This is a genomic window from Bacteroides sp. D22, from assembly GCF_000163675.1.
Taxonomy (GTDB): Bacteria; Bacteroidota; Bacteroidia; order Bacteroidales; family Bacteroidaceae; genus Bacteroides; species Bacteroides xylanisolvens.
In genome coordinates, this window is the sequence record NZ_GG774803.1 from 206,610 (window position 1) to 228,950 (window position 22,341).

Sequence of the window (22,341 nt, forward strand, 5' to 3'; positions counted from 1 at the left end):
ATTATGAGCATTGGAGAAATTTTATTGCGCAGTCGCTATCAACCATTGAAAAGGGTGTTGAGCTATGATGTATTCAACACCGGCTTTAACGGTTGGATGACATTGATGCCTAACTTTACGGAATATCCCGATTTTGATGTTCCCAAGACATTGGTCAATAAAGACCAGTGGCCACCGGTCATGCTTAGTTCCGCTACTTTCAGGTATCCGGGCACTCACGGAGCTATGTCCGGCACTTACTCTCTTAAACTTTCGACAAGACCTGTTGCCGCTCCTTATACGGAGATTCCGGCGGAAGGTTGTCTGGGACATGCCATTAAGCGGCTTTCGTTCTCTCGTCCGGGCTGCAAATATTTGCAGATAGAATGTTGGTTTACATACACGGCGGAACAGGATGTGGTGGATGGCGGTGACCGTCCGCAACCGGGTTTACATGAGAGTTCCATCCGCGATTTTGGTATGGGATTCGATGTACAGGAGGGTGGAAAACGTTACCATGTAGGAATTCGTTATCTCAATGCAGTAGATGGCAAATTAATGCAGAAGTGGCAGTATGAACATTCCAATGAAGACATAACCGACCGCGATTGGGCTTATGGACTTGACGGAGACTGGTGTAAGAGGGGAGTCGATCCCTGGTGGTTCGGCCGCCGTTATCCTAATGGCGACCACGATGGATTCAAGGATTTGAAAGATGGTCATCAGAAACTCATTTACAATGAGACCGACTGTAAACTCAATTGGCAATACATGCGTCTGAAACTTGACACAGAGCTTCGTGAATATGTAGAGTTCCAATGTCAGGACAGAATTTGGGATATGCGTGGCATTGCAGCTGATACCGTTGACGGATATGGACGCATCGACAATCTTATCAATCCTCTTTTCTGGGTGGGTACTGATACCAATCGTCGTGTATTCTTTTATATAGATTCTGTTGTTGTTTCACAAGAATAAAAGGAGGAATGTAATATATGAAAATGTTTAATGATTCCCATCTTGAGGTAAAGAAGTTCTTTAAAGGTACTTTCTTCACTCATCCTTACGAGGCTGGTTGGGCAGATGAGGCTATATTCTTTGTTATGGTTGAGAAAATAGAAGGAGATCCCGTATTCGAAGGTCGTGTACAACTATCGCAAGACGGCATACATTGGGCTGACGACGGTAGTGATCCTGTAATCTTCAAAGGACTTGGCCAACATATTATAAAGGTAAATTCAAATTTTGGTAATTATATTCGTCTTGCCGTCAGCATTGAAGGCGGAGAGATGTTTTTAAATCTTCATATAGCATGCAAAGGTTAATATTTATATTTAGTCTGTTCATCCTTGCGATTGTAGGATGCAGCTCCAATGAGTCTCACTCATTTTTGATTCGTCCGGATGGAGGTGGGGAAGATGCTGCCACTGAAATAGAGGTAGGTAAGACGATTCCTGCCTGGCAGGAGGGTGTGATGGATATTCATTTCATCAATACGACTACCGGTGAAAGCATGTTTGTAATATTCCCGGATGGTACGCAAATGCTTATCGATGCCGCAAGTTCGAGTGTTACGACCAACTCTAATAGTAATACGACCAACACCGGTATCCGTAGTCGTTGGGATCCGACTCTGACTTCTACCCGTGGTTCACAGATTATAACTGATTACATTCGTAAGTGTATGGTATGGACAGGTAACAGCACGATTGATTATGCCGTACTTACCCACTTCCATAATGACCACTTCGGCGGTTATACTTCTTCCTTGCCGAAATCTTCCAACTCCGACACTTATTCGTTGATAGGTTTTGCCGAGATTTTCGACAATTTCAAGATTGGTACGCTTCTCGATCGTGGCTATCCCGATTATAACTATCCGTTCAATATGGCGACAATGGCAGACAATGCTCCAAGTTGTAATAACTATATCAATGCAGTGAAATGGCATGTCGCCAATCAAAAGTTCGATGCTGCGATATTCAAAGCAGGGGCGAATGATCAGATCGTTCAGAAGTATAATCCTGCAAAGTATCCTACTGCAAAGGTGCAAAACGTGGCAGTGAATGGAGAGATCTGGACAGGTTCGGGCACTACCACAAAGAAGACATTCCCTGAACTCTCGGAGATTTCATACGAAAACAGTAAGAACATTACCTCCAGTGACAATTGTCCGCCGGAGAATATAACCAGTTGTGTGATGAAAGTTTCGTATGGCAACTTTGATTTCTTTGCCGGTGGTGACCTTCAGTATAACGGACGTTCGAGTCATGCGTGGAAAGATGCCGAACTGCCCTGTGCAAAAGCAGTAGGTCAGGTGGAACTATTGAAAGCTAACCATCACGGTGTAACCAACACCAATCAGGTGGATGCTCTGAAAGCACTCAATCCACAAACGATTGTTGTCAATTCGTGGGTAGATTGTCATCCCCGTACCGATATACTGAATTCGATGGAGACAACACTCCCTGCGTGTGACATGTTTATCACTAACTTCTGGCAGGGCGATCGCCCCAGCGGAGTAGACGACCGGGTTACGGCGGAAGAGGCTGCGAGAGTAAAGGGATATGATGGACATATTGTAGTTCGTGTGACCGATGGGGGAAACAAATACAGAGTTGTGACAATCACAGATTCTGACGGGGCAATGACTGTTAAGACTATTTCCGGTCCATATACAAGCAGATAATGAATACAAAATATTATGATGTAATAGTAGCAGGTGCAGGTCCTGCCGGGATATGTGCGGCTGTAGCCGCCGCCCGGCAAGGAGCACGTGTTGCCCTTATCGAAAGATACGGAGTCATCGGAGGTAACCTGACCGCCGGGTATGTCGGCCCTATTCTCGGTAGTGTAAGCAAGAACACGATGCGCGATGAGGTTTGTGCTATTCTTGGCGTCAAAGACAATGACTGGATTGGCGAACATGGAAATGCTCACGATTTCGAAGAGGCAAAACTTACATTGGCAGAATTTGTCGCCAGGGAAAAGAACATCGATGTCTTTTTGCAATGTTGCGTGTCGGATGTTATTCGTGACGGAAAGGTGGTAAAAGGCATTAAGTGTGCAAGTAACGAGGGGACGCTCTGTTTTGAAGCCGCGGTTACAATTGACTGTACCGGTGATGCCATAGTATCTTTTCTTGCCGGTGCAAAAATAGAAAAAGGACGTGCTGACGGACTCATGCAGCCTGTAACCCTTGAATACACCATTGATGGCGTAGACGAGTCGAAAGGAATTATCTGCATTGGAGATGTAGACAATGTTCAATTGAATGGCGAGTGTTTTCTTGATTGGTGTAAAAAGAAAGCCGATGAGGGCAAACTTCCCCGGATGCTTGCTGCCGTGCGTTTGCATCCATCGGTCAGACCGGGTTGCCGTCAGGTAAATACGACACAAGTCAATAGGGTGGATATAACTTCGGTAAGCTCTATTTTCACCGCCGATCTTGAACTTAGGCAACAGATACGCCTCCTGACTCAATTCTTGAAAGAAAATTTGCCGGGTTACGAAAACTGTAGAGTGATCGGAAGTGGTACAACAACCGGAGTGCGCGAAAGCCGCAGGGTGATGGGCGACTATGTGATCGATGCCGATGAAATGGCGGAAGGCTGCCGTTTTGCCGATGTGGTGGTACATAAAGCATTGTTCATTGTCGATATACATAATCCTGACGGAGCCGGACAGGCGGAACCAACCATCCAATATTGCAAACCATACGATTTGCCGTATCGTTGTTTTCTCCCGTTGGGCTTGGAAGGGCTTCTGGTGGCGGGACGGTGTATATCGGGTACTCACAGAGCTCACGCTTCATATCGTGTCATGAGTATTTGCATGGCGATGGGAGAGGCAGTTGGTATTGCTGCTGCTATGAGTGCGTCGCAGCACTGTACTCCGCGGGCTCTCGATGTAGGAGAGTTGCAGAAACGGCTTGAGTCGTTAGGCGTAGAGCTGTTCGATTAACGTAGAACATAATCATACTTTAAATTTATAGAGCATACTTATGAAAAAGATCTATTTGTCTGTCGTGTGCTTACTGATCTCTATTCCCCTTATCGCCCAGTTGTATGTAGAGCCGGAGAAAGAGGTGGAGTGCTCTGTCTTCCTGGCAAAGGAAGGACGGGGGCGGGCACAGCAAGGACTTGAAATATGGGATGATTACATATTCTCGTGCGAGGATGGAGGGCACGTGAATATCTATGATTTCAAAAGTGCCGATCCGAAACCTGTGGCAGGCTTTGAGTTGGCATCCTCCCATCCGGACAACCATGTAAATAATGTATGCTTTGGCGTCGAGACAAAACGCGGAGCATCGTTTCCTCTCTTGTATATCACAAACGGGAAGGTAGGAAGCGAGTTGGAATGGTTGTGCTTTGTGGAGAGCATCACCCGTCGTGGAAAACGTTTTAGCAGCGAAATCGTACAGACAATTGAACTCGATGGCTCGAAGTGGGCGGAGAAAGGGTATGTCTCCATCTTTGGTGCGCCAAGCTGGCTGGTCGATCGGGAACGGGGATTTATATGGATATTCTCGGCGCGTAAACGTACTGTGGCGAAGGTGACAAAGCATGCATGGGAAAACCAGTATGTCGCCACCAAATTCCGCATACCGTCGTTGAGTGAGGGCGCAAAGGTGCGCCTCGACGAAAATGACATTCTCGATCAGGTGGTGTTCCCCTATGAGGTATGGTTCACACAAGCGGGCTGTATGCATGATGGTAAAATCTATTTCTGCTTCGGAGTTGGGAAACAGGATGACAGCCGTCCTTCCTGCATCCGGGTGTACGATACGGATAGGCGGACGATTACTGCCCGATACAATGTGCAGGAACAGGTTATTTACGAACCGGAAGATATTGTGGTTAAAGACGGGGTTATGTATGTCAATACCAATACGAATGCGAAAAAGACGTCTGATCTTCCTTGCATATTCAAACTCTCTCTTCCGAAAGAAAAGCCGGTGGCCGAAAATCCTCTCGACGAGATACGCAGGGATCCGGAACGTGCAGGCGGCGTGTATTATGTGACCGATCTTTCACATCCGGTTACGCCGGCGCCCAAAGGATATACGCCTTTCTATATAAACGGCTATTTTCGTCACGGAGCGCGTCAGATAGACGATGAGGTGACTTATCCTGCCATATACGGCGTATTGGAGAAAGCTCATGCCACAAACAACCTTACCGATTTTGGAAAAGCCCTGTACGAACGTCTTGAACCGTTCAAGAAGAATGTGTTTTACAAAGAAGGCGATCTGACACAAATCGGTTATCGTCAGACAAGGGAGATAGGCCGGAGGATGGTACAAAACTATCCGGAAGTATTTGAAGGCCATCCCTATTTGAAGACTAACGCAACGAATGTGCTTCGGGTGGCGGCCACCATGCAATCTGTAAATTCGGGCATTTTGTCACTGCGCCCCGGGCTTGAATGGGCGGAGATAGACAACTCCCGTTCGTTCCTTACCACACTGAATCCATACGGTAACGTATGTCCCGGCAGGAGTCCGCTTGATAAGTATATACTCGGTAAGGAAAACAGTTGGTATAAAAAATATCGTTCATATATAGATGAAAAGTTGGATGTGGATGCTTTTTTTAGAAGACTGTTTATAGATGTTACACAAGTAGAAAGTGAATATGACAAGTACGACCTGATCCATCGCTTCTGGTTAATGGCATCACTGATGCAATGCCTCGACCGCCAAGTGCCTATATGGGATATCTTTACAGAAGAGGAAATATTGGCTTGGGCGGAAATCGAGAACTATAAGTATTTTGCGCAGAAAGGTCCTGAACCGGTATCTCACGGGCGTAGTTGGGGACTTGCATCCCGCACGTTACGCCATTTGTTAGACGAATCTGCCGAAGATCTGGTGCGCAAGCGTCATGGTATCAATCTCAACTTCGGACACGATGGCGTTCTGATGGCCATCTTGACCAATTTGCAAGCCGGGACGTGGGCGCGGGAGGCTAGTAATTCCAAAGAAGCGTTACGGAGTTGGAAGTATTGGGATATTCCGATGGGTGCGAACCTTCAGATGATCTTTTACCAATCAGAAGGCAATCCGGACGTTTTAGTTAAGTTTATGCTGAATGAAAAAGACCTCCGGTTGCCGTTGGAAGCGGTTGAAGCATCTTATTACAAATGGAATGAGGTTTATAAATTCTATATAGAACATTGCGACAAGGTGGAAAAATCACTTGCCGAAACATTGAAATTATCGTATGAAGACTTTTAATTATAATCGTGCTGAAATAAAGGCCGGAATAGTACATTTCGGCGTTGGAAACTTCCATCGTGCACATCTCGAAGCTTACACAAATCTATTACTTGAAGATCCTTCACAAAGATGCTGGGGGGTATTCGGAGCCATGATTATGCCTACGGACGGGGTCTTGTTCAACGCCCTCAAGAAAGACGACGGCATATATCAGTTGACGACATGCAGCCCTTCCGGCGAACAGGATAGTATGCTGATTGGTTCGCTTGTAGAACTGGCATGGGGGGAAATAGATAGTGAGCCTATCATCGCTAAAATAGCATCGGAGGAGATAAAAATCATCTCTCTCACCATTACCGAAGGGGGATATAAGGTTGATTTTAACCAATCGCGCAGTGTGTTTTGGTATGTAGCCGAAGGACTTAAACGCCGGATGGAGAAAGATTTGCCGATTACGATTCTTTCGTGTGACAACATGCAGATGAACGGCAATGCCGCCAAATGTGCGTTTATGTCATACTTCGAAGCGAAATATCCCGAGGTGGCAGCGTGGGCGAAAAAGAAAGTGACGTTCCCGAATTCGATGGTGGATCGAATCACTCCCGTAACAAAACCGGGTAAGGTTACAGATGTGTGTTGTGAAGACTTTATACAATGGGTGATTGAAGATAATTTCATTGCAGGCCGTCCTGCATGGGAGAAGGTGGGAGTTACATTCACCCATGATGTGACCCCGTATGAAATCATGAAATTAAGTCTTCTCAATGCGTCACATACTCTTCTTTCTTATCCTGCCTATATGGAAGGATTCAGGAAGGTCGATGCTGTAATGGCAGACGAGAGGTATCGTGCAATGATAAAGCTGTTTATGAACAGGGATGTTACTCCTTATGTTCCGGTTCCCGAGGGCGTTGACCTTGAAGCGTATAAAGACCAGCTTATCGAACGATTTTCAAACAAGGCGATCAGCGATCAGGTATCACGGCTTTGCGGCGATGGCATTGCTAAGTTTGCGGTTTATGTGGTACCCATACTCAAACAGATGTTGCAGGATGGGAAGGATATTTCGATAGAGGCTTTCCTGATAGCTGTTTATTGCAAATACCTGATAGGTGCGCGCACCGAGTCCGGTGAAAATATAGCTATCTCCGAACCTCACATCACCCCGGCGGACAGGAAGTTGATTTCTGGAGGATCGCCGGCCGAGTTCTTGAAAATATCACCTTTTGTGTCATTGGGACTGGACAAATATCCTGTGTTTATGGAAAAGTATGAGCAGTTTTATGCTATGCAGGTAGCGGAAGGGTTGAAAGTCTTATTACAGTAAACAACTAAAAAATACAAGGCAATGAAGAAGTTTTTCATAACGGTTGTTCTGTCGCTTTCGTGCGTATTGTCGGTTTCGGCACAAAAACAGACGGAGGCGTCAACGCTTAACCTGATAGGTAAGCCGTTTGAATCGACTCCCAATCCGTATCATAGAGTCGATACATTGGTTTATAAAGGTTTTAACAGGACGGAGAATCGACAACTCCGTTGCTCTGCCGGTATGGCTGTGTTGTTTAAAACGAACACGCGTAATATACAGATTACGACAAAGTGGGGATATGTATATTCGAGCCATTCAACCATGCCGATCTCTTATAAAGGATATGATCTTTATATCAAAAATGCAGACGGTCAATGGCAGTATGCGGCAAGCGGTTCATTGAAAGCGTATAAGGGCGAGAAAACCGAGACATTCACGCTCATTGAGAATATGGATGGTACGATGCACGAATGTATGATGTATATGCCGATGTATTCGGAGGTCATTTCTTGTAAGATAGGGATAGATGACGATGCTGTTATCGAACCGTTGAAGTCCGATTTTCGTCACAAGATAGCGGTATATGGCTCTTCGTTTACGCAAGGAGTGAGCACGGATCGATCCGGTATGAGTTATTCCATGCAATTTATGCGTAATACGGGTCTTCAAGTCGTGTCGCTTGCAACAAGTGGGCGTTGCCTGATGCAGCCTTACATGCTCGACGTTCTTGCGGAAATCAAGGCTGATGCTTTTATATTCGATACTTTTTCAAATCCTGACGCAGAACTGATAAGAGAGCGCCTGATGCCGTTTATCGATCGGCTTATAGCGGCACATCCGGCTACTCCGTTGATATTTTAGCGTACTATCTATCGTGAACGACGTTCATTCGATACAGTTCTTGATGCGAAAGAACGGGCCAAGGCGGCAACCGTAGAGGAGTTGTTTGCGAAAATCCTCACGAACCCGAAGTATAAAGACGTTTATCTGATTACGCCTGATGCTTCCGATGCGCATGAGACATCGGTCGACGGAACTCATCCAAGTAGTTATGGATATGCACTTTGGGCGAAGTCAATAGAGACTCCGGTAATAGAAATTTTAAGTAAATATGGTATAAAATGAGACAAGCGGTATTAGTAGAACCAAAACATATTGAATTTCGTGAAGTTGAGGCGCCTAAGGCGTCGGACCTGAAAGAACATCAGGTGCTTCTGAATATTAAGAGAATTGGTATTTGTGGAAGTGAGATACATTCTTATCACGGATGTCATCCGGCAACTTTCTATCCGGTAGTTCAGGGGCATGAATATTCGGCAGTGGTAGTCGCTATGGGGACGGCGGTTACGATCTGCAAGGCGGGTGACATTGTCACCGCACGTCCGCAACTTGCGTGTGGGAAGTGCAAGCCTTGTCAGCGGGGAGAGTATAATATTTGTGAAGAGCTAAGAGTGCAAGCCTTTCAGGCAAATGGAGCTGCGCAAGACTTTTTTGTGGTTGATGATGACAGGATTGCGGTATTGCCTGAAGGTATGTCACTTGATTATGGGGCTATGATAGAACCGGTGGCAGTGGCTGCGCATGCAACCATGCGTGGCGGGGACTTGAAAGGTAAGAATGTGGTTGTATCGGGTGCCGGAACAATCGGTAACCTCGTGGCGCAGTTCGCTAAGGCAAGAGGAGCCAAACGGGTTCTTATTACCGATGTAAGTGATTTCAGACTTGAAATCGCTCGTAAATGTGGCATAATAGATACGCTCAATGTAGCTAAGACGCCGCTCAAAGAAGGAGCGAAGAGGCTTTTCGGGGATGAAGATTTTCAAGCTGCGTTTGAGGTTGCCGGGGTTGAGTCGAGTATTCGTTCGCTTATGGAGTGTATCGAAAAAGGGAGTACCATCGTTGTAGTGGCGGTATTTGGCAAGGATCCGTCGCTTAATATGTTCTATTTGGGAGAGCACGAACTGAAGGTGAACGGAACGATGATGTATCGCCATGAAGATTATCTTACGGCTATCGATCAGGTAAGTTCGGGAGCTATCTGTCTCGAACCGCTTATTTCGAATCATTTTCCGTTCGAACAGTATGACAAGGCATATAAATTTATAGATGAGAATGGTGCAACATCCATGAAAATAATTATTAAACTATAAAACCATGAAAATAATAGGTATAGGAGAAGTTGTTTGGGATTGCTTCCCGGAAGGTAAGAGACTTGGCGGAGCGCCTATCAATTTCTGCTTTTTTGCGAAGGAATTGGGAGCAGAATCATATCCCGTTACGGCAATAGGTGGCGACGAACTCGGTGATGAAACATTTACGGTGCTTAAAGAGACCGGACTTGATTTAGGATATATTTCCCGTAATATTTTGCCGACAGGTAAAGTGCTTGTGTCGTTGAATGAGGCCGGTGTACCGCAATATGAGATTGTTGAGAATGTTGCTTGGGATGCTATCGAGTGTAGTCCTACGACCATGAAACTTGTCAGCGATGCAGATGCTGTTTGTTGGGGCTCTTTGGCACAACGAAGTGAAAAGTCACGTGCTGCAATCTTGAGACTCATAGATGCCGTGCCGGATACCTCTTTGAAGGTGTTTGATATTAATATCAGGCAACATTTTTATTCGACAGACTTGATTGTGGAATCCTTGCAAAAGGCAAATGTGCTCAAATTGAATGAAGACGAATTGCCATTATTGATCTCTCTCCTTTCTCTTTCTACTGATTTTGTGGAAGCTATCGCAGAACTCATAGCTCGTTTTTCGCTCAAATATGTTATATTCACACAGGGCGCAGTACGTAGTGGCATATATGATGTAAGTGGGGAAATTTCATCCATAGATACACCTAAAGTCGAGGTGGCTGATACTGTAGGTGCAGGCGACTCGTTTACTGCTACCTTTGTTGTGAACATACTTAGAGGGGCGTCGGTCGCTGAATCACACCGCAAAGCGGTAGATGTATCGGCATATACTTGTACACAAAGGGGGGCTATTAATCCGTTGCCGGATAGTAAAAAGTAATATTGGGTACTCCACATAAGGAAGTTTCGTACTTGGTTTGAATGATTCTTCAAACCAAGCGTGGTGAATATGCCTTGTTTTTATTAAATGCGGTTTAATCTCATTAATTAACCGCAAAATTTGCGGCTTATCATACCTCTTTTAACCGCATTTTTATAGATAACTCCAATTTAATAGTTATTTTTGCAGAAATAACTGATGGTATGTTTATCCATGAAATAGAAAATTGGAGTTCATTCAGATGGAACGCTGAAAGATTGTCAGATGCGATAGCCCTGACAAACAGGGCTATCGGATATCTTGTTGGAAGGTTAAGTACAATTGGATTTGATAGTCAGATGATCGCTACGGTGGAAGCTGTGACGCATGATGTTGTTGCATCTTCAGAAATTGAAGGAGTAACTTTGAATACAGCAGAGGTACGTTCTTCCGTTGCCCGAAAATTAGGTGTAACTGTACCCGATGTGAAAGAACCGACGCATTATATTGATGGAATGGTCGAGATGATGCTTGATGCTATAATGAATTACGAAACTCCGTTAACACATGATAGATTATTCGGATGGCATTCCGCACTTTTCCCAACAGGTAAAAGTGGCTTTTCTGATATTTTAGTGGGAAGTTATCGTACTGAAGCTATGGAGGTTGTTTCCGGTACATTTGGGCGGGAAAGAATACATTATCGTGCTCCCGGGCCGGAACGTGTATATGACGAAATGGATAAATTTCTTTTATGGTTTAATGCCCCCAATATAGCTCCGTCATTATTAAAGTCTGCAATTGCTCATTTCTGGTTTGTATGTATCCATCCGTTTGACGATGGGAATGGTCGTATTGCGAGAGCTATATCAGATATGGTATTATCCCAGACAGATCGCAGTAAATTGCGATTCTTTAGTATGTCTATGCAGATTAATAAGGAAAAGAAGGCTTATTATCGTATGCTGGAACAGGCTCAACGTGGAAATGGTGATATTACAGAATGGTTAGAATGGTATCTGGCTTGTCTTAAACGGGCTATTGATGAATCCAATGGCTTGTTAAGCGGCATATTGAATAAAGCGATTTTTTGGAAAACTCATTCGGGGGGCATTATAACTGAAAGACAACGAATGATCCTCAATATATATCTGAATGGCTATGAAGGAAAACTTACTGCAAAAAATTGGAGCAAGTTGGCCGAAGTTTCATTAGATACAGCTACCAGGGATGTGAAGGATTTAGTGGCAAAGGGAATTCTTTCGCCTATACAGGGGCGTGTCAGGGATGTATCATACACATTAAATTATGTAGAATCAGATACCCGAGTAGCTGACTTTACTGATTCTGTACTGATAAATCGTGATGGAAATGATTATATATCTTCTATGTATAAGAAGCAAAAAACTGTAGAGGAAAGAATTTCTCCATTGGATAAAATGCGTTTTGAACAAAAGGAGATGTCAATCGACGATTTGGTATATAAGTATTTTGCATATCTCATTGGATAATAATAATTTGTGAAATAAAGAAACCCATGTTGAAAATATTAGTAACCTACGCCGTACAAGGCGAATTTGTAGAACTTAAATGGCCGGATATAGAACCTTACTACGTTCGTACAGGTATTGGTAAAGTGAAATCAGCCTTTCATTTGGCAGAGGCAATCCGTCAGGTACAACCGGACTTGGTGCTCAATATCGGAAGTGCCGGAACAGTCAACCATCAGGTAGGAGATATTTTTGTATGTCGCAAGTTTGTAGACCGTGATATGCAGAAAATGAAAGAGTTCGGATTGGAGTGTGAGATCGATTCATCAGCTCTGCTCGAAGAAAAAGGATATTGCACGCATTGGACGGAACATGGAATCTGCAATACAGGAGATGGCTTCCTCACCGAGTTGACCCATGTTAGCGGAGATGTTGTAGATATGGAAGCATACGCACAGGCATTTGTCTGCCGTTCAAAAGAAATCCCGTTTATTTCCGTGAAATACGTGACTGACATAATTGGCCAGAATTCCGTGAAACATTGGGAAGATAAACTTGCCGATGCACGGCAGGGACTATCGCATTACTTTAATGTCTTGAAAGAAAGAATATGATAAGTGACTCCTGCGGCTATCAATCCCAGGAGAATCTTTACCCATATAAAAGGAATCAGGCAGAAAATGCAATAAAGCATTGTTCCCCACATTAATACGAGAGAAATTATTTTGGCACGGAGAGGAATCGCCTTGTTTTCGCGGAAATTGCGGATGTAAGGACCGAAGTGCCGATGGTTGAGCAGCCAGTTATATAATCGGGGTGACCCTTTGAAATAAAGGGCGGCGGTGAGCAATAGAAAAGGGGTAGTGGGCAGTAGCGGCAGAAAGATGCCGAGAATACCGAGCGCAAGGGAAATACTACCTAAAACAATATATAGAGTTTTCATGCGGCAAAGATAGTGCAAAAAAAGGGAAAAAATAACACTCTTTGCTGGATGAAAACTCTATTTTATATTACCTTTGCCGTTGCATCGAGGTGACATTAGATGCGTGTAACTATTAAAATACATACACTCATGTTTACAGTAATCAAACGCATGGAGATCTCGGCTTCTCATAAGCTGGTACTCCCGTATCGCAGTAAATGCGCCAGTTTACACGGTCACAACTGGATTATCACCGTCTATTGCCGTTCCGCACGGCTCAACTCCGAAGGAATGGTGGTAGATTTCACCCGCATCAAAGAAGTGGTCACGGAGAAACTCGACCATCAAAATCTGAACGAAGTACTCCCATTTAATCCCACAGCGGAGAATATCGCCCGGTGGGTATGCAAACAGATTCCTCAATGCTATAAAGTAGAAGTGCAGGAATCGGAAGGAAACATTGTCATCTACGAGAAAGATCCCAGCGGCGCAGAAGGACAAGAATAGCAAACCAAACAAATTTTGATGATGAGAAAGATTAATGAAATCTTTTACAGCTTGCAGGGCGAAGGCTACCATACCGGAACTCCGGCCATCTTCGTCCGTTTTTCCGGCTGCAACCTGAAATGTGACTTTTGCGACACACAACACGAAGAAGGGAAAATGATGACCGACGATGAAATAATCGCCGAAGTGAAAAAATATCCTGCCGTCACCGTTGTCCTTACGGGCGGCGAACCTTCCTTATGGATAGACGATGAATTGATCGACCGTTTGCATCAAGCAGGCAAATATGTGACTATCGAAACCAACGGTACACGCCCCCTGCCGGCAGCTATCGACTGGGTGACCTGCTCCCCCAAACAAGGGGTGAAACTTGCCATCGACCGGATGGATGAAGTGAAAGTGGTCTATGAAGGACAAGATATAAGTATTTTTGAACTACTTCCGGCCGAACATTTTTTCCTCCAGCCTTGTTCTTGTAATAACACTGCTTCAACAGTGGACTGTGTAATGCGACATCCCAAATGGAGACTCAGCCTGCAAACACACAAATTAATCGACATCCGTTGAACAAAATAGACGGGTGATGCGGAAGAAGCTTAAATTATTACAAAATATAGTATGAAAGTAGGTTTGTTTATTCCTTGTTATATCAATGCTATTTACCCCAATGTGGGAGTGGCATCGTATAGACTATTGAAAAGTTTGGGAGTAGACGTCGATTATCCGTTGGATCAGACTTGTTGCGGACAACCGATGGCAAATGCCGGTTTTGAAGATGAATCGATGAAATTGGCACTCCGTTTTGACGATCTGTTTCGGGAATACGATTACATCGTCGGTCCTTCCGCCAGTTGTGTGGCATTTGTGAAAGAGAATCATCCGGGCATCTTGGAGAAAGAAGGACATGTCTGTCAGAGTGCGGGGAAGATTTATGATATTTGTGAGTTCATTCACGATGTCTTGAAACCTTCCAAAATTCCTGCACGCTTTCCTCATAAAGTCAGTATTCACAATAGCTGTCATGGGGTGCGCGAACTGTTGATTTCCGCTCCCACCGAACTGAACATCCCTTATTACAATAAATTGCGTGACCTGCTCAATCTGGTAGAAGGCATCGAAGTATTCGAGCCCAGCCATATTGACGAGTGTTGCGGCTTTGGCGGAATGTTTGCGGTGGAAGAGCAGGCAGTCTCCGTCTGCATGGGGCGTGATAAGGTAAAAGATCACATCGCTACCGGAGCCGAGTATATTGTCGGAGCGGACAGTTCCTGCCTGATGCACATGCAAGGTGTCATCAAACGGGAGCATCTGCCTATTCAGATTATCCATATTGTAGAAATTCTAGCGTCGCAATCATGAGTACAAAACATTCAAAGGCTGCCGAAAAGTTCTTGCAGGACAGCAAGATGGCAGCATGGCATAACGAAACCCTTTGGATGGTCCGTGCCAAAAGGGACAAGATGAGCAAGGAAGTTCCCGAATGGGAAGAGTTGCGCAACAAGGCTTGCGAGTTGAAACTATACTCCAACAGCTACCTCGAAGAACTTCTGCTGGAGTTTGAGAAGAATGCTACCGCCAACGGCGCCATCGTACATTGGGCAAAAGATGCCGATGAATACTGCGCCATCGTCTACGAAATACTGAATGAGCATAACGTCCACCATTTCATCAAGAGCAAATCCATGCTCGCCGAAGAGTGTGGATTGAATCCTTTCCTGATGGAGCGTGGCATCGATGTCGTAGAGTCCGATTTGGGCGAACGCATCCTGCAATTGATGCATCTCGAACCAAGCCACATCGTATTGCCTGCCATCCACATCAAACGGGAACAGGTAGGCGAACTATTCGAAAAGGAGATGGGCACGGAAAAGGGAAACTTTGATCCTACCTACCTGACTCATGCCGCACGTAAGAACCTGCGCCATCTCTTCCTCAATGCCGAAGCCGCCATGACAGGCGCCAACTTTGCCGTCGCTTCAACCGGTGACATTGTGGTCTGCACCAATGAAGGAAATGCCGATATGGGTACTTCTTACCCGAAACTGAACATTGCCGCTTTTGGTATGGAAAAGATCGTCCCGGATCTGGACGCATTGGGTGTGTTCACCCGATTACTCGCCCGTTCGGCCACCGGACAACCGGTGACAACATATACCTCTCATTACCGCCGTCCCCGCGAAGGCGGTGAATATCATATTATCATCGTAGACAACGGTCGGAGTGCCTTACTGTCCAAGCCCGACCATATCAAGACATTGAACTGTATTCGTTGCGGTGCGTGCATGAATACCTGCCCGGTGTACCGCCGGAGTGGAGGTTACTCTTATACATACTTCATCCCCGGACCTATTGGCATCAACTTGGGTATGGCCCATGCTCCGGAGAAGTATTATGATAATCTTTCAGCCTGTTCTCTGTGTATGTCCTGTTCCGATGTCTGTCCGGTGAAAGTAGATTTGGCCGAACAGATTTACAAATGGCGTCAGGATTTGGACGGACTGGGGAAAGCCAATACAGGAAAGAAGATTATGTCCGGTGGTATGAAGTTCCTGATGGAACGTCCGGCATTGTTCAACGCAGCCTTGTGGGCAGCCCCGGTGGTAAATGGCCTGCCTCGTTTCATGAAATACAACGATCTCGACGATTGGGGAAAGGGGCGTGAACTGCCGGAATTTGCCAGCGAGTCGTTCAATGAGATGTGGAAGAAAAACAAAGTACAAGGAAAGGAGGAATCCAAATGAGCAGTAGAGAAGAAATATTAGCCAGCATCCGCCAGCATACGCAGACGCGTTATGATAAACCGGATATTGCGGATATGAAACGATTGTCATATCCTGATAAGATAGAACAGTTCTGTGCAATCAGCCGTGCGGTGGGTGGTACAGCAGTTGTATTGGGCGAAGGGGAAGATGTGAATGCGGTCATACGCCGGACTTATCTGGACGCTATGCGTATTGCTTCCGTATTGCCGGATATTTCCTGTGCTACGTTCAATCCCGATAATTTGGATGATCCGAAAGAGTTGGACGGCACAGATGTTGCCGTAGTGAAAGGAGAAATCGGAGTAGCCGAAAACGGAGCCATCTGGATACCGCAGACGGTGAAATATAAAGCAATCTATTTTATCTCGGAGAAGTTGGTCATTCTGCTCGACCGGAATAAAATTGTAGATACCATGTATGACGCCTACCGCGAACTGGACGGACAGGAATATCAGTTCGGAACGTTCATCTCCGGTCCGTCAAAGACTGCTGATATTGAGCAGGCTTTAGTGATGGGAGCACATGGGGCACGAGACGTGTTAGTGATATTAACCTAATGTTTCCGTGTTGATTATTCTAAAATAAATTTGGTTTCAAAACAATGGAGTTTTATATTTGTTAGTGCAAACGAAATGGAGACTCCGTTGACGCTGTAAAAACAGAGGCTCTATTGATAAGAAATAGAGCTTTTGTTTTATATAAACAGAGCTTCCGTTTGATGTAAATAGAGGCTCTGTTTGGATAAAGTCCGGCTTCCATCGGATGTAATAGAGTCTTTGGGAGAATATAGTCGAATCTCCTTTGATGTAAATTGAATATCTGTTTCTGTTTGTCCATAGTAGATAAATGAATTTGTAGGATAAGAGTAGTAAAACGTTTAATTATAAATTATATGTATGCCAATAAAGTAAAGAAAATAGCCGCCGTCCATGACCTTTCGGGAATGGGGCGCGTATCTCTGACCGTCGTCATTCCTATTCTTTCATCCATGGGTTTTCAGGTCTGTCCGCTTCCTACGGCTGTATTATCCAATCATACGCAATATCCCGGTTTCTCCTTCCTCGACCTGACGGACGAAATGCCGAAGATTATTGCCCAATGGAAGAAACTGGAGGTAGAGTTCGACGCTATCTATACCGGATACTTGGGTTCTCCGAGACAAATTCAGATTGTTTCTGATTTTATCAGGGACTTTCGTCGGCCGGACAGCCTGATCGTTGCCGATCCGGTATTGGGAGATAACGGACGGTTATACACCAACTTTGATGGAGAGATGATAAAAGAGATGCGCCATTTAATCACGAAAGCAGATGTGATTACCCCCAATCTGACGGAACTGTTTTATTTATTGGATAAACCCTATAAAGCAGATAACACGGATGAAGAACTGAAAGAATATCTTCGTCTTTTGTCCGACAAAGGTCCGCAAGTGGTTATCATCACCAGTGTTCCTGTACATGATGAGCCTCATAAAACATCTGTCTATGCATATAACCGTCAGGGAAACCGCTACTGGAAAGTGACCTGCCCTTATCTGCCTGCACATTATCCCGGCACGGGCGATACTTTTACAAGTGTCATCACCGGCTCTTTAATGCAGGGAGACAGTCTGCCGATGGCATTGGACCGTGCCACACAGTTTATCCTGCAAGGTATTCGTGCCACTTTCGGGTATGAATATGATAACCGAGAGGGTATTCTATTGGAGAAAGTGCTTCATAATTTGGATATGCCAATACAGATGGCTAGTTACGAACTGATTTAAGATAGGCTTTGTGTTGTTATTACTATGCCAATAGGTTGGCACAACAATGCCACCTTGTTTGCATGTCTGTGCCACTGTGTTGGCACAAATGTGCCTTCTTATTGGTATTTATTAAGTTCAGAATCGTACTGTTACTCTTGCCGGGAGTTTTCCACTTGTCCACTTAGGTCCTTCTTTGACAAGCCGGATGGCTTCTTTATCAGCGAATTCACATAATCCATGAATAACAGTGATATTTTGCGGCTTTCCTTCTTCATTAACAAAGAAAGAAAGGACTACCTCCCCTTTAATATCTTTACAGTTATCATCCGTTGGACGAACGAGATTCTCTTTCAGGTATTTCTGATAGCTACGTTTTCCGATGACAGGTTGCGGAGTAATCTCTTTCTTTGCCTGTTCTTTAACCGTCACAACATTTCCGGCAGTTGTTGACTTCTTATTTTTCTTAGCGCCGTATCCCACTACCACCACTTCATTGAGTACCTGTTTGTTTTCGTTCATGGCAATGAGCATCGTCCGGCTGGTATCTACCCGGATTTCTACCGGATCATATCCGATATACTCCGCTGTTAATCGTTTCTTATCATCCTTTTTGACTAACGAAAATTCTCCATTCATATTTGTGATGGTTCCGATATTCGTTCCTTTATATGTCACACTGGCTCCGATAAGCGGTTCTCCTTTTTCGTCGGTCACTCTCCCTTTAATCATGTTCTTTTGAGGAAGGATAGTCGCTACCTTAGCCAACTTCATTTTCTTATCAGATTCAGATTCGAAAGTATCCATCGTTGCTACTACTTCTTGCAATGCGGCAGTCTCTTCCGACACTTCCTCCATCACCGGCACAGTTGCCACAGGCGGCGTACCTTGTTGTGGTTGGGAAGTCGCTTGGATTTTGGCAATCATATCTTTCTTATCCGCTTGTCTCGCAGTAATTTCGGAAACAGGCGTGGAATCTTCGGAAGCAGGAGTGGAATCCGTTTTTACCTTTGCGGTAGCCAATGCGATTTCCTTTTGTGGAGTTGCCGGAACTGTTGGAGTTGCAGGAATGGCCGGAGTGGGCGGAACTGCGGGTTCAGCCAACTTGGAGGAAACACTCTCTTTGGCAATGAACACTTCGTCCGTCATACTCTTTTTCAGGAACAGGAAATAACTGCTGATACCGAATCCGATAGCCAGACAGGCAGCGATGCTCCAAGTGATAGCACGGGTGTTCTTTTTCTTTGCCGAATGAGCTGAAACCTGCATCCGCAGTTTCTCGATCCGTTGTTCGTGATTTCCCTCCACCTGGCTGTAACCATCCATAGCATCGGCCAGGAAAGGATCCTGCATCGACTCTCGTTCCAGTCGGTGTGCCTCTTTTCCTTTGCGGAGTCCTCGTATGTAGTCCAATAGTTTCATAGGGCTTGTTTCTTGATACAAATTTTTAAATTTCGCTTTCCGTTCTGGATATAGCTTTTCACATTGTTCAGAGTAAATCCGGTCTGTTCCACAATGTCGGCATACGACATCTCTTCCAGAAAGAAACGCGTAATACTGGTCCGTTGTTCTTCGGGCAACTTTTCGAGACAGTGATGTAATGCCTTCAGTTGTTCCTCCGAACTTTCCTCTTCACTTAATAGATGCAGAAATTCGTCAGATTCCATAATATTAACCGTATAATCTAACGGAATTTCTTTATTTTCCTTCCGTAAAAGTTGCAGGCAATGATTCTTCGCCACCCGGTAGAGCCATGGCTTGAAAACTTTTATCTCATAATTTCTCAGTTTAGGCAATAAATCTTCAAACAACTGCATGACTGCTTCCTGTGCCCGGTCTTCATCATGCAAGTATTTCAGGCAAAGTCCGTACAGTAACGGGATATATCGGTTATATAATTCACCGAAATATTCCGTATCGCCGGACTTCGTATAGTGTATCAGTAATTCCTCGTCCGATAGTTTCGATATGTTTCTTTTGAAAAATAACATCTATTTGCTGCCAAAGATAGGGATTGGGGGTAAAAATAACAACTATGAGAAGAAAAATAAAAAAAAGTTTGATGGCTTTATGGAATCAGTGTGAAATCTGCATCTCTATAGTAAAAGCGAACTATTAGTAACATTTTAAATAATGAAGTTATGAAAACAAATCAATTCAGAGCAATGATGCTCGTACTGCTGATGGCAGTTGTTTCTTTAGGTATGGTGAACGCGCAAGCTATTACCGTGTCGGGTACTGTGACGGATGCAAAGGATGGAACTCCGCTTGTTGGCTGTTCGGTACAGATAAAGGGTACTACGAAGGGTACGGTAACGAATATGAATGGCCGGTACACGATACAGGCTAAGAAAGGGGAAACGTTGTTGTTCCAGTATATCGGGTATAAGCAAGAGAGAAGGGTGGTAAAATCGGCCACGCTGGATGTGAAGATGAAAGCTGACGAACTGGCATTGGAAGAATGTGTGGTGGTAGGATACGGCCATGAGACAAGAGCTGCAAAAGTAATGTCTACTGCTTACAGGGCAGTATGTCCGACTCCGGGAATCATGTATGATGCTGCAAATGCGGAAGAATACGGAGAGTTTCAGGAGAACGGCTTCAAGAGTGTATCGGATGCTCCGCTTTCTACTTTCTCTATTGATGTAGACGCCGCTTCTTATAGTAATATGCGTCGTTTTATCAATAAAGGTGAACTGCCTCCTGTTGATGCTATCCGTACAGAAGAATTAGTGAACTACTTTTCTTATGATTATCCGAAGCCGACAGGAAGTGATCCTGTGAAAATTACCATGGAATCTGGAGCCTGTCCCTGGAACACAAACCATCGTCTTGTACGTATCGGCCTGAAAGCAAAAGAAATCCCGACGGATAATCTGCCTGCATCTAATCTGGTATTCCTGATTGATGTCTCCGGTTCTATGTGGGGAGCCAACCGGTTGGATTTGGTGAAGTCATCTCTCAAATTATTGGAAAATAACTTACGTGATAAAGATAAAGTAGCGATTGTGACTTATTCAGGCAGTGCCGGTGTGAAACTGGAAGCAACTCCGGGTAGCGACAAACAGAAGATTCGCGAAGCGATAGATGAATTAACGGCGGGTGGCTCTACGGCAGGTGGTGCAGGTATCATGTTAGCGTATAAAATAGCCAAGAAGAATCTGATCTCTAACGGCAATAACCGTATCATACTTTGTTCCGATGGTGATTTTAATGTGGGCGTTTCTTCCGCTGAAGGATTGGAACAATTGATTGAAAAAGAACGCAAGAGTGGAGTATTCCTTACCGTACTGGGTTATGGTATGGGTAATTATAAAGATAAGAAGATTCAGGTGTTGGCTGAAAAGGGAAATGGCAATCATGCTTATATAGATAACTTGCAGGAAGCCAACCGTGTTTTGGTAGGCGAATTCGGTGCTACGCTGCATACAGTGGCAAAAGACGTCAAACTGCAAGTCGAATTTAATCCTTCCCAAGTGCAGGCCTATCGTCTGGTTGGTTACGAAAGTCGTCTGTTGAAAGACGAGGACTTTAATAATGATGCTAAAGATGCTGGAGATATGGGTGCGGGACATACAGTGACAGCCTTTTACGAAGTGATTCCTACAGGAGTAAAGAATGAATATGTAGGTAAAATAGACGACTTGAAATATCAGAAGAAAGAGAAAGTATCCGTGAAGCCGACAGGCTCTAATGAACTCCTGACTGTGAAACTGCGTTATAAAGCCTCGGATAAAGATGTCAGCAAGAAAATGGAACTTCCTTTCGTAGATAATAAAGGAAATAATGTTTCTTCCGATTTCCGCTTTGCTTCTGCAGTGGCTATGTTCGGACAGTTACTTCGGGAGTCTGATTTTAAAGGAAATGCCAGTTACGACAAAGTGATTGATCTGGCCAAACAGGGACTGAATAACGATGATAAAGGATATAGAAGAGAATTCATTCGTTTGGTTGAGGCTGCTAAAGGATTGGAAAGAACAAATAAGAACTAGGAAAGCAAACAGGAGTCATTGGAAATGTACATTATATTATTATGCGTAATATTCACTGATATGAATAAACGTACAATTCCAGATAGATAATCCTGGAAAATAATAGTGACGGTATATGCTCGGGATAGTGACGCTATCACTGTTGTATACCGTCACTATCTTTGCCGGATACCGTCACTATAATTAATTTCGGCTCAGTTGTAATTCTTGGGGGATTAAGTTTAGTCAATTCCCTTCATGCATATACCTTTGCTAGCCTAAAAAGGAAGAAGCTCATATCCACTACTCCTCTAAATGATGCCCTAAATGCTTTGATTTTAGCATTAAATGCTTCCGCTGCTGCATTTGTACTCCTGTTCACAAAGAAGTTCAGAATCCTTTCATAATGATTCTCAATAGAGTTTGCTACTGTT

21 protein-coding genes and 1 pseudogene are annotated in these 22,341 nt (G+C 44.5%); 18 read left to right on the top strand and 4 right to left on the bottom strand.

Annotation, left to right across the window (positions count from 1 at the left end; translation table 11 throughout):
* The first annotated feature begins 3 nt into the window (after positions 1 to 3).
* From HMPREF0106_RS14520 to HMPREF0106_RS14475, 11 genes and pseudogenes are all read left to right on the top strand, one after another.
* Positions 4 to 957 (top strand): DUF6772 family protein, encoded by a 954-nt coding sequence (locus HMPREF0106_RS14520; protein ID WP_008651152.1) that lies wholly within the window; start codon positions 4 to 6, stop codon positions 955 to 957.
* A 17-nt stretch (positions 958 to 974) separates the two neighbouring features.
* Positions 975 to 1,304, top strand: a complete 330-nt coding sequence (locus HMPREF0106_RS14515) for a hypothetical protein (RefSeq protein WP_004313403.1) — start codon at positions 975 to 977, stop codon at positions 1,302 to 1,304.
* Positions 1,292 to 2,668, top strand: a complete 1,377-nt coding sequence (locus HMPREF0106_RS14510; RefSeq protein ID WP_032851256.1) for a ComEC/Rec2 family competence protein — start codon at positions 1,292 to 1,294, stop codon at positions 2,666 to 2,668. Before HMPREF0106_RS14515 ends, HMPREF0106_RS14510 begins: the two co-directional genes overlap by 13 nt.
* The gene (locus HMPREF0106_RS14505) at positions 2,668 to 3,942 is read left to right on the top strand and encodes an FAD-dependent oxidoreductase (RefSeq protein WP_004313401.1); all 1,275 of its coding nucleotides are present in this window, start codon (positions 2,668 to 2,670) and stop codon (positions 3,940 to 3,942) included. Before HMPREF0106_RS14510 ends, HMPREF0106_RS14505 begins: the two co-directional genes overlap by 1 nt.
* Before the next feature lie 40 nt (positions 3,943 to 3,982).
* A complete protein-coding gene (locus HMPREF0106_RS0124540) occupies positions 3,983 to 6,220 on the top strand; it encodes a histidine phosphatase family protein (protein ID WP_015532511.1) in 2,238 nt (745 codons plus the stop codon).
* Entirely contained in the window at positions 6,207 to 7,529 is a 1,323-nt protein-coding gene (locus tag HMPREF0106_RS14500) for a mannitol dehydrogenase family protein (RefSeq protein WP_004308303.1), read from the top strand. Before HMPREF0106_RS0124540 ends, HMPREF0106_RS14500 begins: the two co-directional genes overlap by 14 nt.
* Positions 7,530 to 7,550: 21 nt before the next feature.
* Positions 7,551 to 8,636 (top strand): annotated as a pseudogene (locus tag HMPREF0106_RS14495) (SGNH/GDSL hydrolase N-terminal domain-containing protein).
* On the top strand, positions 8,633 to 9,661 hold the full coding sequence (locus tag HMPREF0106_RS14490; protein ID WP_009039736.1) for a zinc-dependent alcohol dehydrogenase: 1,029 nt from the start codon (positions 8,633 to 8,635) through the stop codon (positions 9,659 to 9,661). The pseudogene HMPREF0106_RS14495 and the gene HMPREF0106_RS14490 overlap by 4 nt, the downstream one beginning before the upstream one ends.
* A gap of 4 nt (positions 9,662 to 9,665) precedes the next feature.
* Complete coding sequence (locus HMPREF0106_RS14485; RefSeq protein ID WP_009039737.1) at positions 9,666 to 10,532, top strand: carbohydrate kinase family protein; 867 nt, start codon at positions 9,666 to 9,668, stop codon at positions 10,530 to 10,532.
* 203 nt (positions 10,533 to 10,735) lie between these two features.
* The gene (locus HMPREF0106_RS14480) at positions 10,736 to 12,022 is read left to right on the top strand and encodes a Fic family protein (RefSeq protein WP_009039738.1); all 1,287 of its coding nucleotides are present in this window, start codon (positions 10,736 to 10,738) and stop codon (positions 12,020 to 12,022) included.
* Between the two features lie 26 nt (positions 12,023 to 12,048).
* Entirely contained in the window at positions 12,049 to 12,615 is a 567-nt protein-coding gene (locus HMPREF0106_RS14475; protein WP_004316179.1) for an MTA/SAH nucleosidase, read from the top strand.
* Here HMPREF0106_RS14475 and HMPREF0106_RS14470 read toward each other — a convergent pair.
* Positions 12,585 to 12,944: a YbaN family protein gene (locus tag HMPREF0106_RS14470; protein WP_004308298.1), complete on the bottom strand. Its 360-nt coding sequence runs from the start codon at positions 12,942 to 12,944 to the stop codon at positions 12,585 to 12,587. The two genes, HMPREF0106_RS14475 and HMPREF0106_RS14470, sit on opposite strands and share 31 nt — an antisense overlap.
* A gap of 129 nt (positions 12,945 to 13,073) precedes the next feature.
* Here HMPREF0106_RS14470 and HMPREF0106_RS14465 point away from each other — a divergent pair, with 129 nt between their 5' ends.
* The 6 genes from HMPREF0106_RS14465 (at position 13,074) to HMPREF0106_RS14440 (ending at position 17,957) form a co-directional block, all read left to right on the top strand.
* A complete protein-coding gene (locus tag HMPREF0106_RS14465; RefSeq protein WP_004308297.1) occupies positions 13,074 to 13,430 on the top strand; it encodes a 6-pyruvoyl trahydropterin synthase family protein in 357 nt (118 codons plus the stop codon).
* A gap of 21 nt (positions 13,431 to 13,451) precedes the next feature.
* Positions 13,452 to 13,997 carry a 7-carboxy-7-deazaguanine synthase QueE gene (locus tag HMPREF0106_RS14460; RefSeq protein ID WP_004304788.1) on the top strand — a complete coding sequence of 182 codons (546 nt, stop codon included), beginning with the start codon at positions 13,452 to 13,454 and terminating at the stop codon, positions 13,995 to 13,997.
* 51 nt (positions 13,998 to 14,048) lie between these two features.
* The gene (locus HMPREF0106_RS14455) at positions 14,049 to 14,789 is read left to right on the top strand and encodes a (Fe-S)-binding protein (RefSeq protein ID WP_004304789.1); all 741 of its coding nucleotides are present in this window, start codon (positions 14,049 to 14,051) and stop codon (positions 14,787 to 14,789) included.
* Positions 14,786 to 16,171 (top strand): lactate utilization protein B, encoded by a 1,386-nt coding sequence (locus HMPREF0106_RS14450; protein ID WP_009039739.1) that lies wholly within the window; start codon positions 14,786 to 14,788, stop codon positions 16,169 to 16,171. The genes HMPREF0106_RS14455 and HMPREF0106_RS14450 overlap by 4 nt, the downstream gene beginning before the upstream one ends.
* Entirely contained in the window at positions 16,168 to 16,749 is a 582-nt protein-coding gene (locus tag HMPREF0106_RS14445; RefSeq protein WP_009039740.1) for a lactate utilization protein C, read from the top strand. The genes HMPREF0106_RS14450 and HMPREF0106_RS14445 overlap by 4 nt, the downstream gene beginning before the upstream one ends.
* A gap of 335 nt (positions 16,750 to 17,084) precedes the next feature.
* Complete coding sequence (locus HMPREF0106_RS14440) at positions 17,085 to 17,957, top strand: pyridoxamine kinase (RefSeq protein WP_004304792.1); 873 nt, start codon at positions 17,085 to 17,087, stop codon at positions 17,955 to 17,957.
* A gap of 117 nt (positions 17,958 to 18,074) precedes the next feature.
* On the opposite strand, the gene HMPREF0106_RS14435 is transcribed toward HMPREF0106_RS14440, so the two are convergent.
* Both HMPREF0106_RS14435 and HMPREF0106_RS14430 read right to left on the bottom strand, forming a co-directional pair.
* Entirely contained in the window at positions 18,075 to 19,358 is a 1,284-nt protein-coding gene (locus HMPREF0106_RS14435; RefSeq protein WP_009039741.1) for an energy transducer TonB, read from the bottom strand.
* Positions 19,355 to 19,927 (bottom strand): RNA polymerase sigma factor, encoded by a 573-nt coding sequence (locus tag HMPREF0106_RS14430; RefSeq protein WP_009039742.1) that lies wholly within the window; start codon positions 19,925 to 19,927, stop codon positions 19,355 to 19,357. Before HMPREF0106_RS14430 ends, HMPREF0106_RS14435 begins: the two co-directional genes overlap by 4 nt.
* A 150-nt stretch (positions 19,928 to 20,077) precedes the next feature.
* Here HMPREF0106_RS14430 and HMPREF0106_RS14425 point away from each other — a divergent pair, with 150 nt between their 5' ends.
* Entirely contained in the window at positions 20,078 to 21,928 is a 1,851-nt protein-coding gene (locus HMPREF0106_RS14425) for a vWA domain-containing protein (RefSeq protein WP_009039743.1), read from the top strand.
* 235 nt (positions 21,929 to 22,163) lie between these two features.
* On the opposite strand, the gene HMPREF0106_RS25880 is transcribed toward HMPREF0106_RS14425, so the two are convergent.
* Positions 22,164 to 22,341 (bottom strand): transposase (locus HMPREF0106_RS25880; protein ID WP_083787902.1); only part of this gene is annotated, 178 nt, incomplete at its 5' end.

What these genes read in the sequence shown, in the direction of transcription:
- HMPREF0106_RS14520 (WP_008651152.1), top strand. Translation starts at nt 4, where the DNA reads ATGAGCATTGGAGAAATTTTATTGCGCAGTCGCTATCAACCATTGAAA.
- HMPREF0106_RS14515 (WP_004313403.1), top strand. Translation starts at nt 975, where the DNA reads ATGAAAATGTTTAATGATTCCCATCTTGAGGTAAAGAAGTTCTTTAAA.
- HMPREF0106_RS14510 (WP_032851256.1), top strand. Translation starts at nt 1,292, where the DNA reads ATGCAAAGGTTAATATTTATATTTAGTCTGTTCATCCTTGCGATTGTA.
- HMPREF0106_RS14505 (WP_004313401.1), top strand. Translation starts at nt 2,668, where the DNA reads ATGAATACAAAATATTATGATGTAATAGTAGCAGGTGCAGGTCCTGCC.
- HMPREF0106_RS0124540 (WP_015532511.1), top strand. Translation starts at nt 3,983, where the DNA reads ATGAAAAAGATCTATTTGTCTGTCGTGTGCTTACTGATCTCTATTCCC.
- HMPREF0106_RS14500 (WP_004308303.1), top strand. Translation starts at nt 6,207, where the DNA reads ATGAAGACTTTTAATTATAATCGTGCTGAAATAAAGGCCGGAATAGTA.
- HMPREF0106_RS14490 (WP_009039736.1), top strand. Translation starts at nt 8,633, where the DNA reads ATGAGACAAGCGGTATTAGTAGAACCAAAACATATTGAATTTCGTGAA.
- HMPREF0106_RS14485 (WP_009039737.1), top strand. Translation starts at nt 9,666, where the DNA reads ATGAAAATAATAGGTATAGGAGAAGTTGTTTGGGATTGCTTCCCGGAA.
- HMPREF0106_RS14480 (WP_009039738.1), top strand. Translation starts at nt 10,736, where the DNA reads ATGTTTATCCATGAAATAGAAAATTGGAGTTCATTCAGATGGAACGCT.
- HMPREF0106_RS14475 (WP_004316179.1), top strand. Translation starts at nt 12,049, where the DNA reads ATGTTGAAAATATTAGTAACCTACGCCGTACAAGGCGAATTTGTAGAA.
- HMPREF0106_RS14470 (WP_004308298.1), bottom strand. Translation starts at nt 12,944, where the DNA reads ATGAAAACTCTATATATTGTTTTAGGTAGTATTTCCCTTGCGCTCGGT.
- HMPREF0106_RS14465 (WP_004308297.1), top strand. Translation starts at nt 13,074, where the DNA reads ATGTTTACAGTAATCAAACGCATGGAGATCTCGGCTTCTCATAAGCTG.
- HMPREF0106_RS14460 (WP_004304788.1), top strand. Translation starts at nt 13,452, where the DNA reads ATGAGAAAGATTAATGAAATCTTTTACAGCTTGCAGGGCGAAGGCTAC.
- HMPREF0106_RS14455 (WP_004304789.1), top strand. Translation starts at nt 14,049, where the DNA reads ATGAAAGTAGGTTTGTTTATTCCTTGTTATATCAATGCTATTTACCCC.
- HMPREF0106_RS14450 (WP_009039739.1), top strand. Translation starts at nt 14,786, where the DNA reads ATGAGTACAAAACATTCAAAGGCTGCCGAAAAGTTCTTGCAGGACAGC.
- HMPREF0106_RS14445 (WP_009039740.1), top strand. Translation starts at nt 16,168, where the DNA reads ATGAGCAGTAGAGAAGAAATATTAGCCAGCATCCGCCAGCATACGCAG.
- HMPREF0106_RS14440 (WP_004304792.1), top strand. Translation starts at nt 17,085, where the DNA reads ATGTATGCCAATAAAGTAAAGAAAATAGCCGCCGTCCATGACCTTTCG.
- HMPREF0106_RS14435 (WP_009039741.1), bottom strand. Translation starts at nt 19,358, where the DNA reads ATGAAACTATTGGACTACATACGAGGACTCCGCAAAGGAAAAGAGGCA.
- HMPREF0106_RS14430 (WP_009039742.1), bottom strand. Translation starts at nt 19,927, where the DNA reads ATGTTATTTTTCAAAAGAAACATATCGAAACTATCGGACGAGGAATTA.
- HMPREF0106_RS14425 (WP_009039743.1), top strand. Translation starts at nt 20,078, where the DNA reads ATGAAAACAAATCAATTCAGAGCAATGATGCTCGTACTGCTGATGGCA.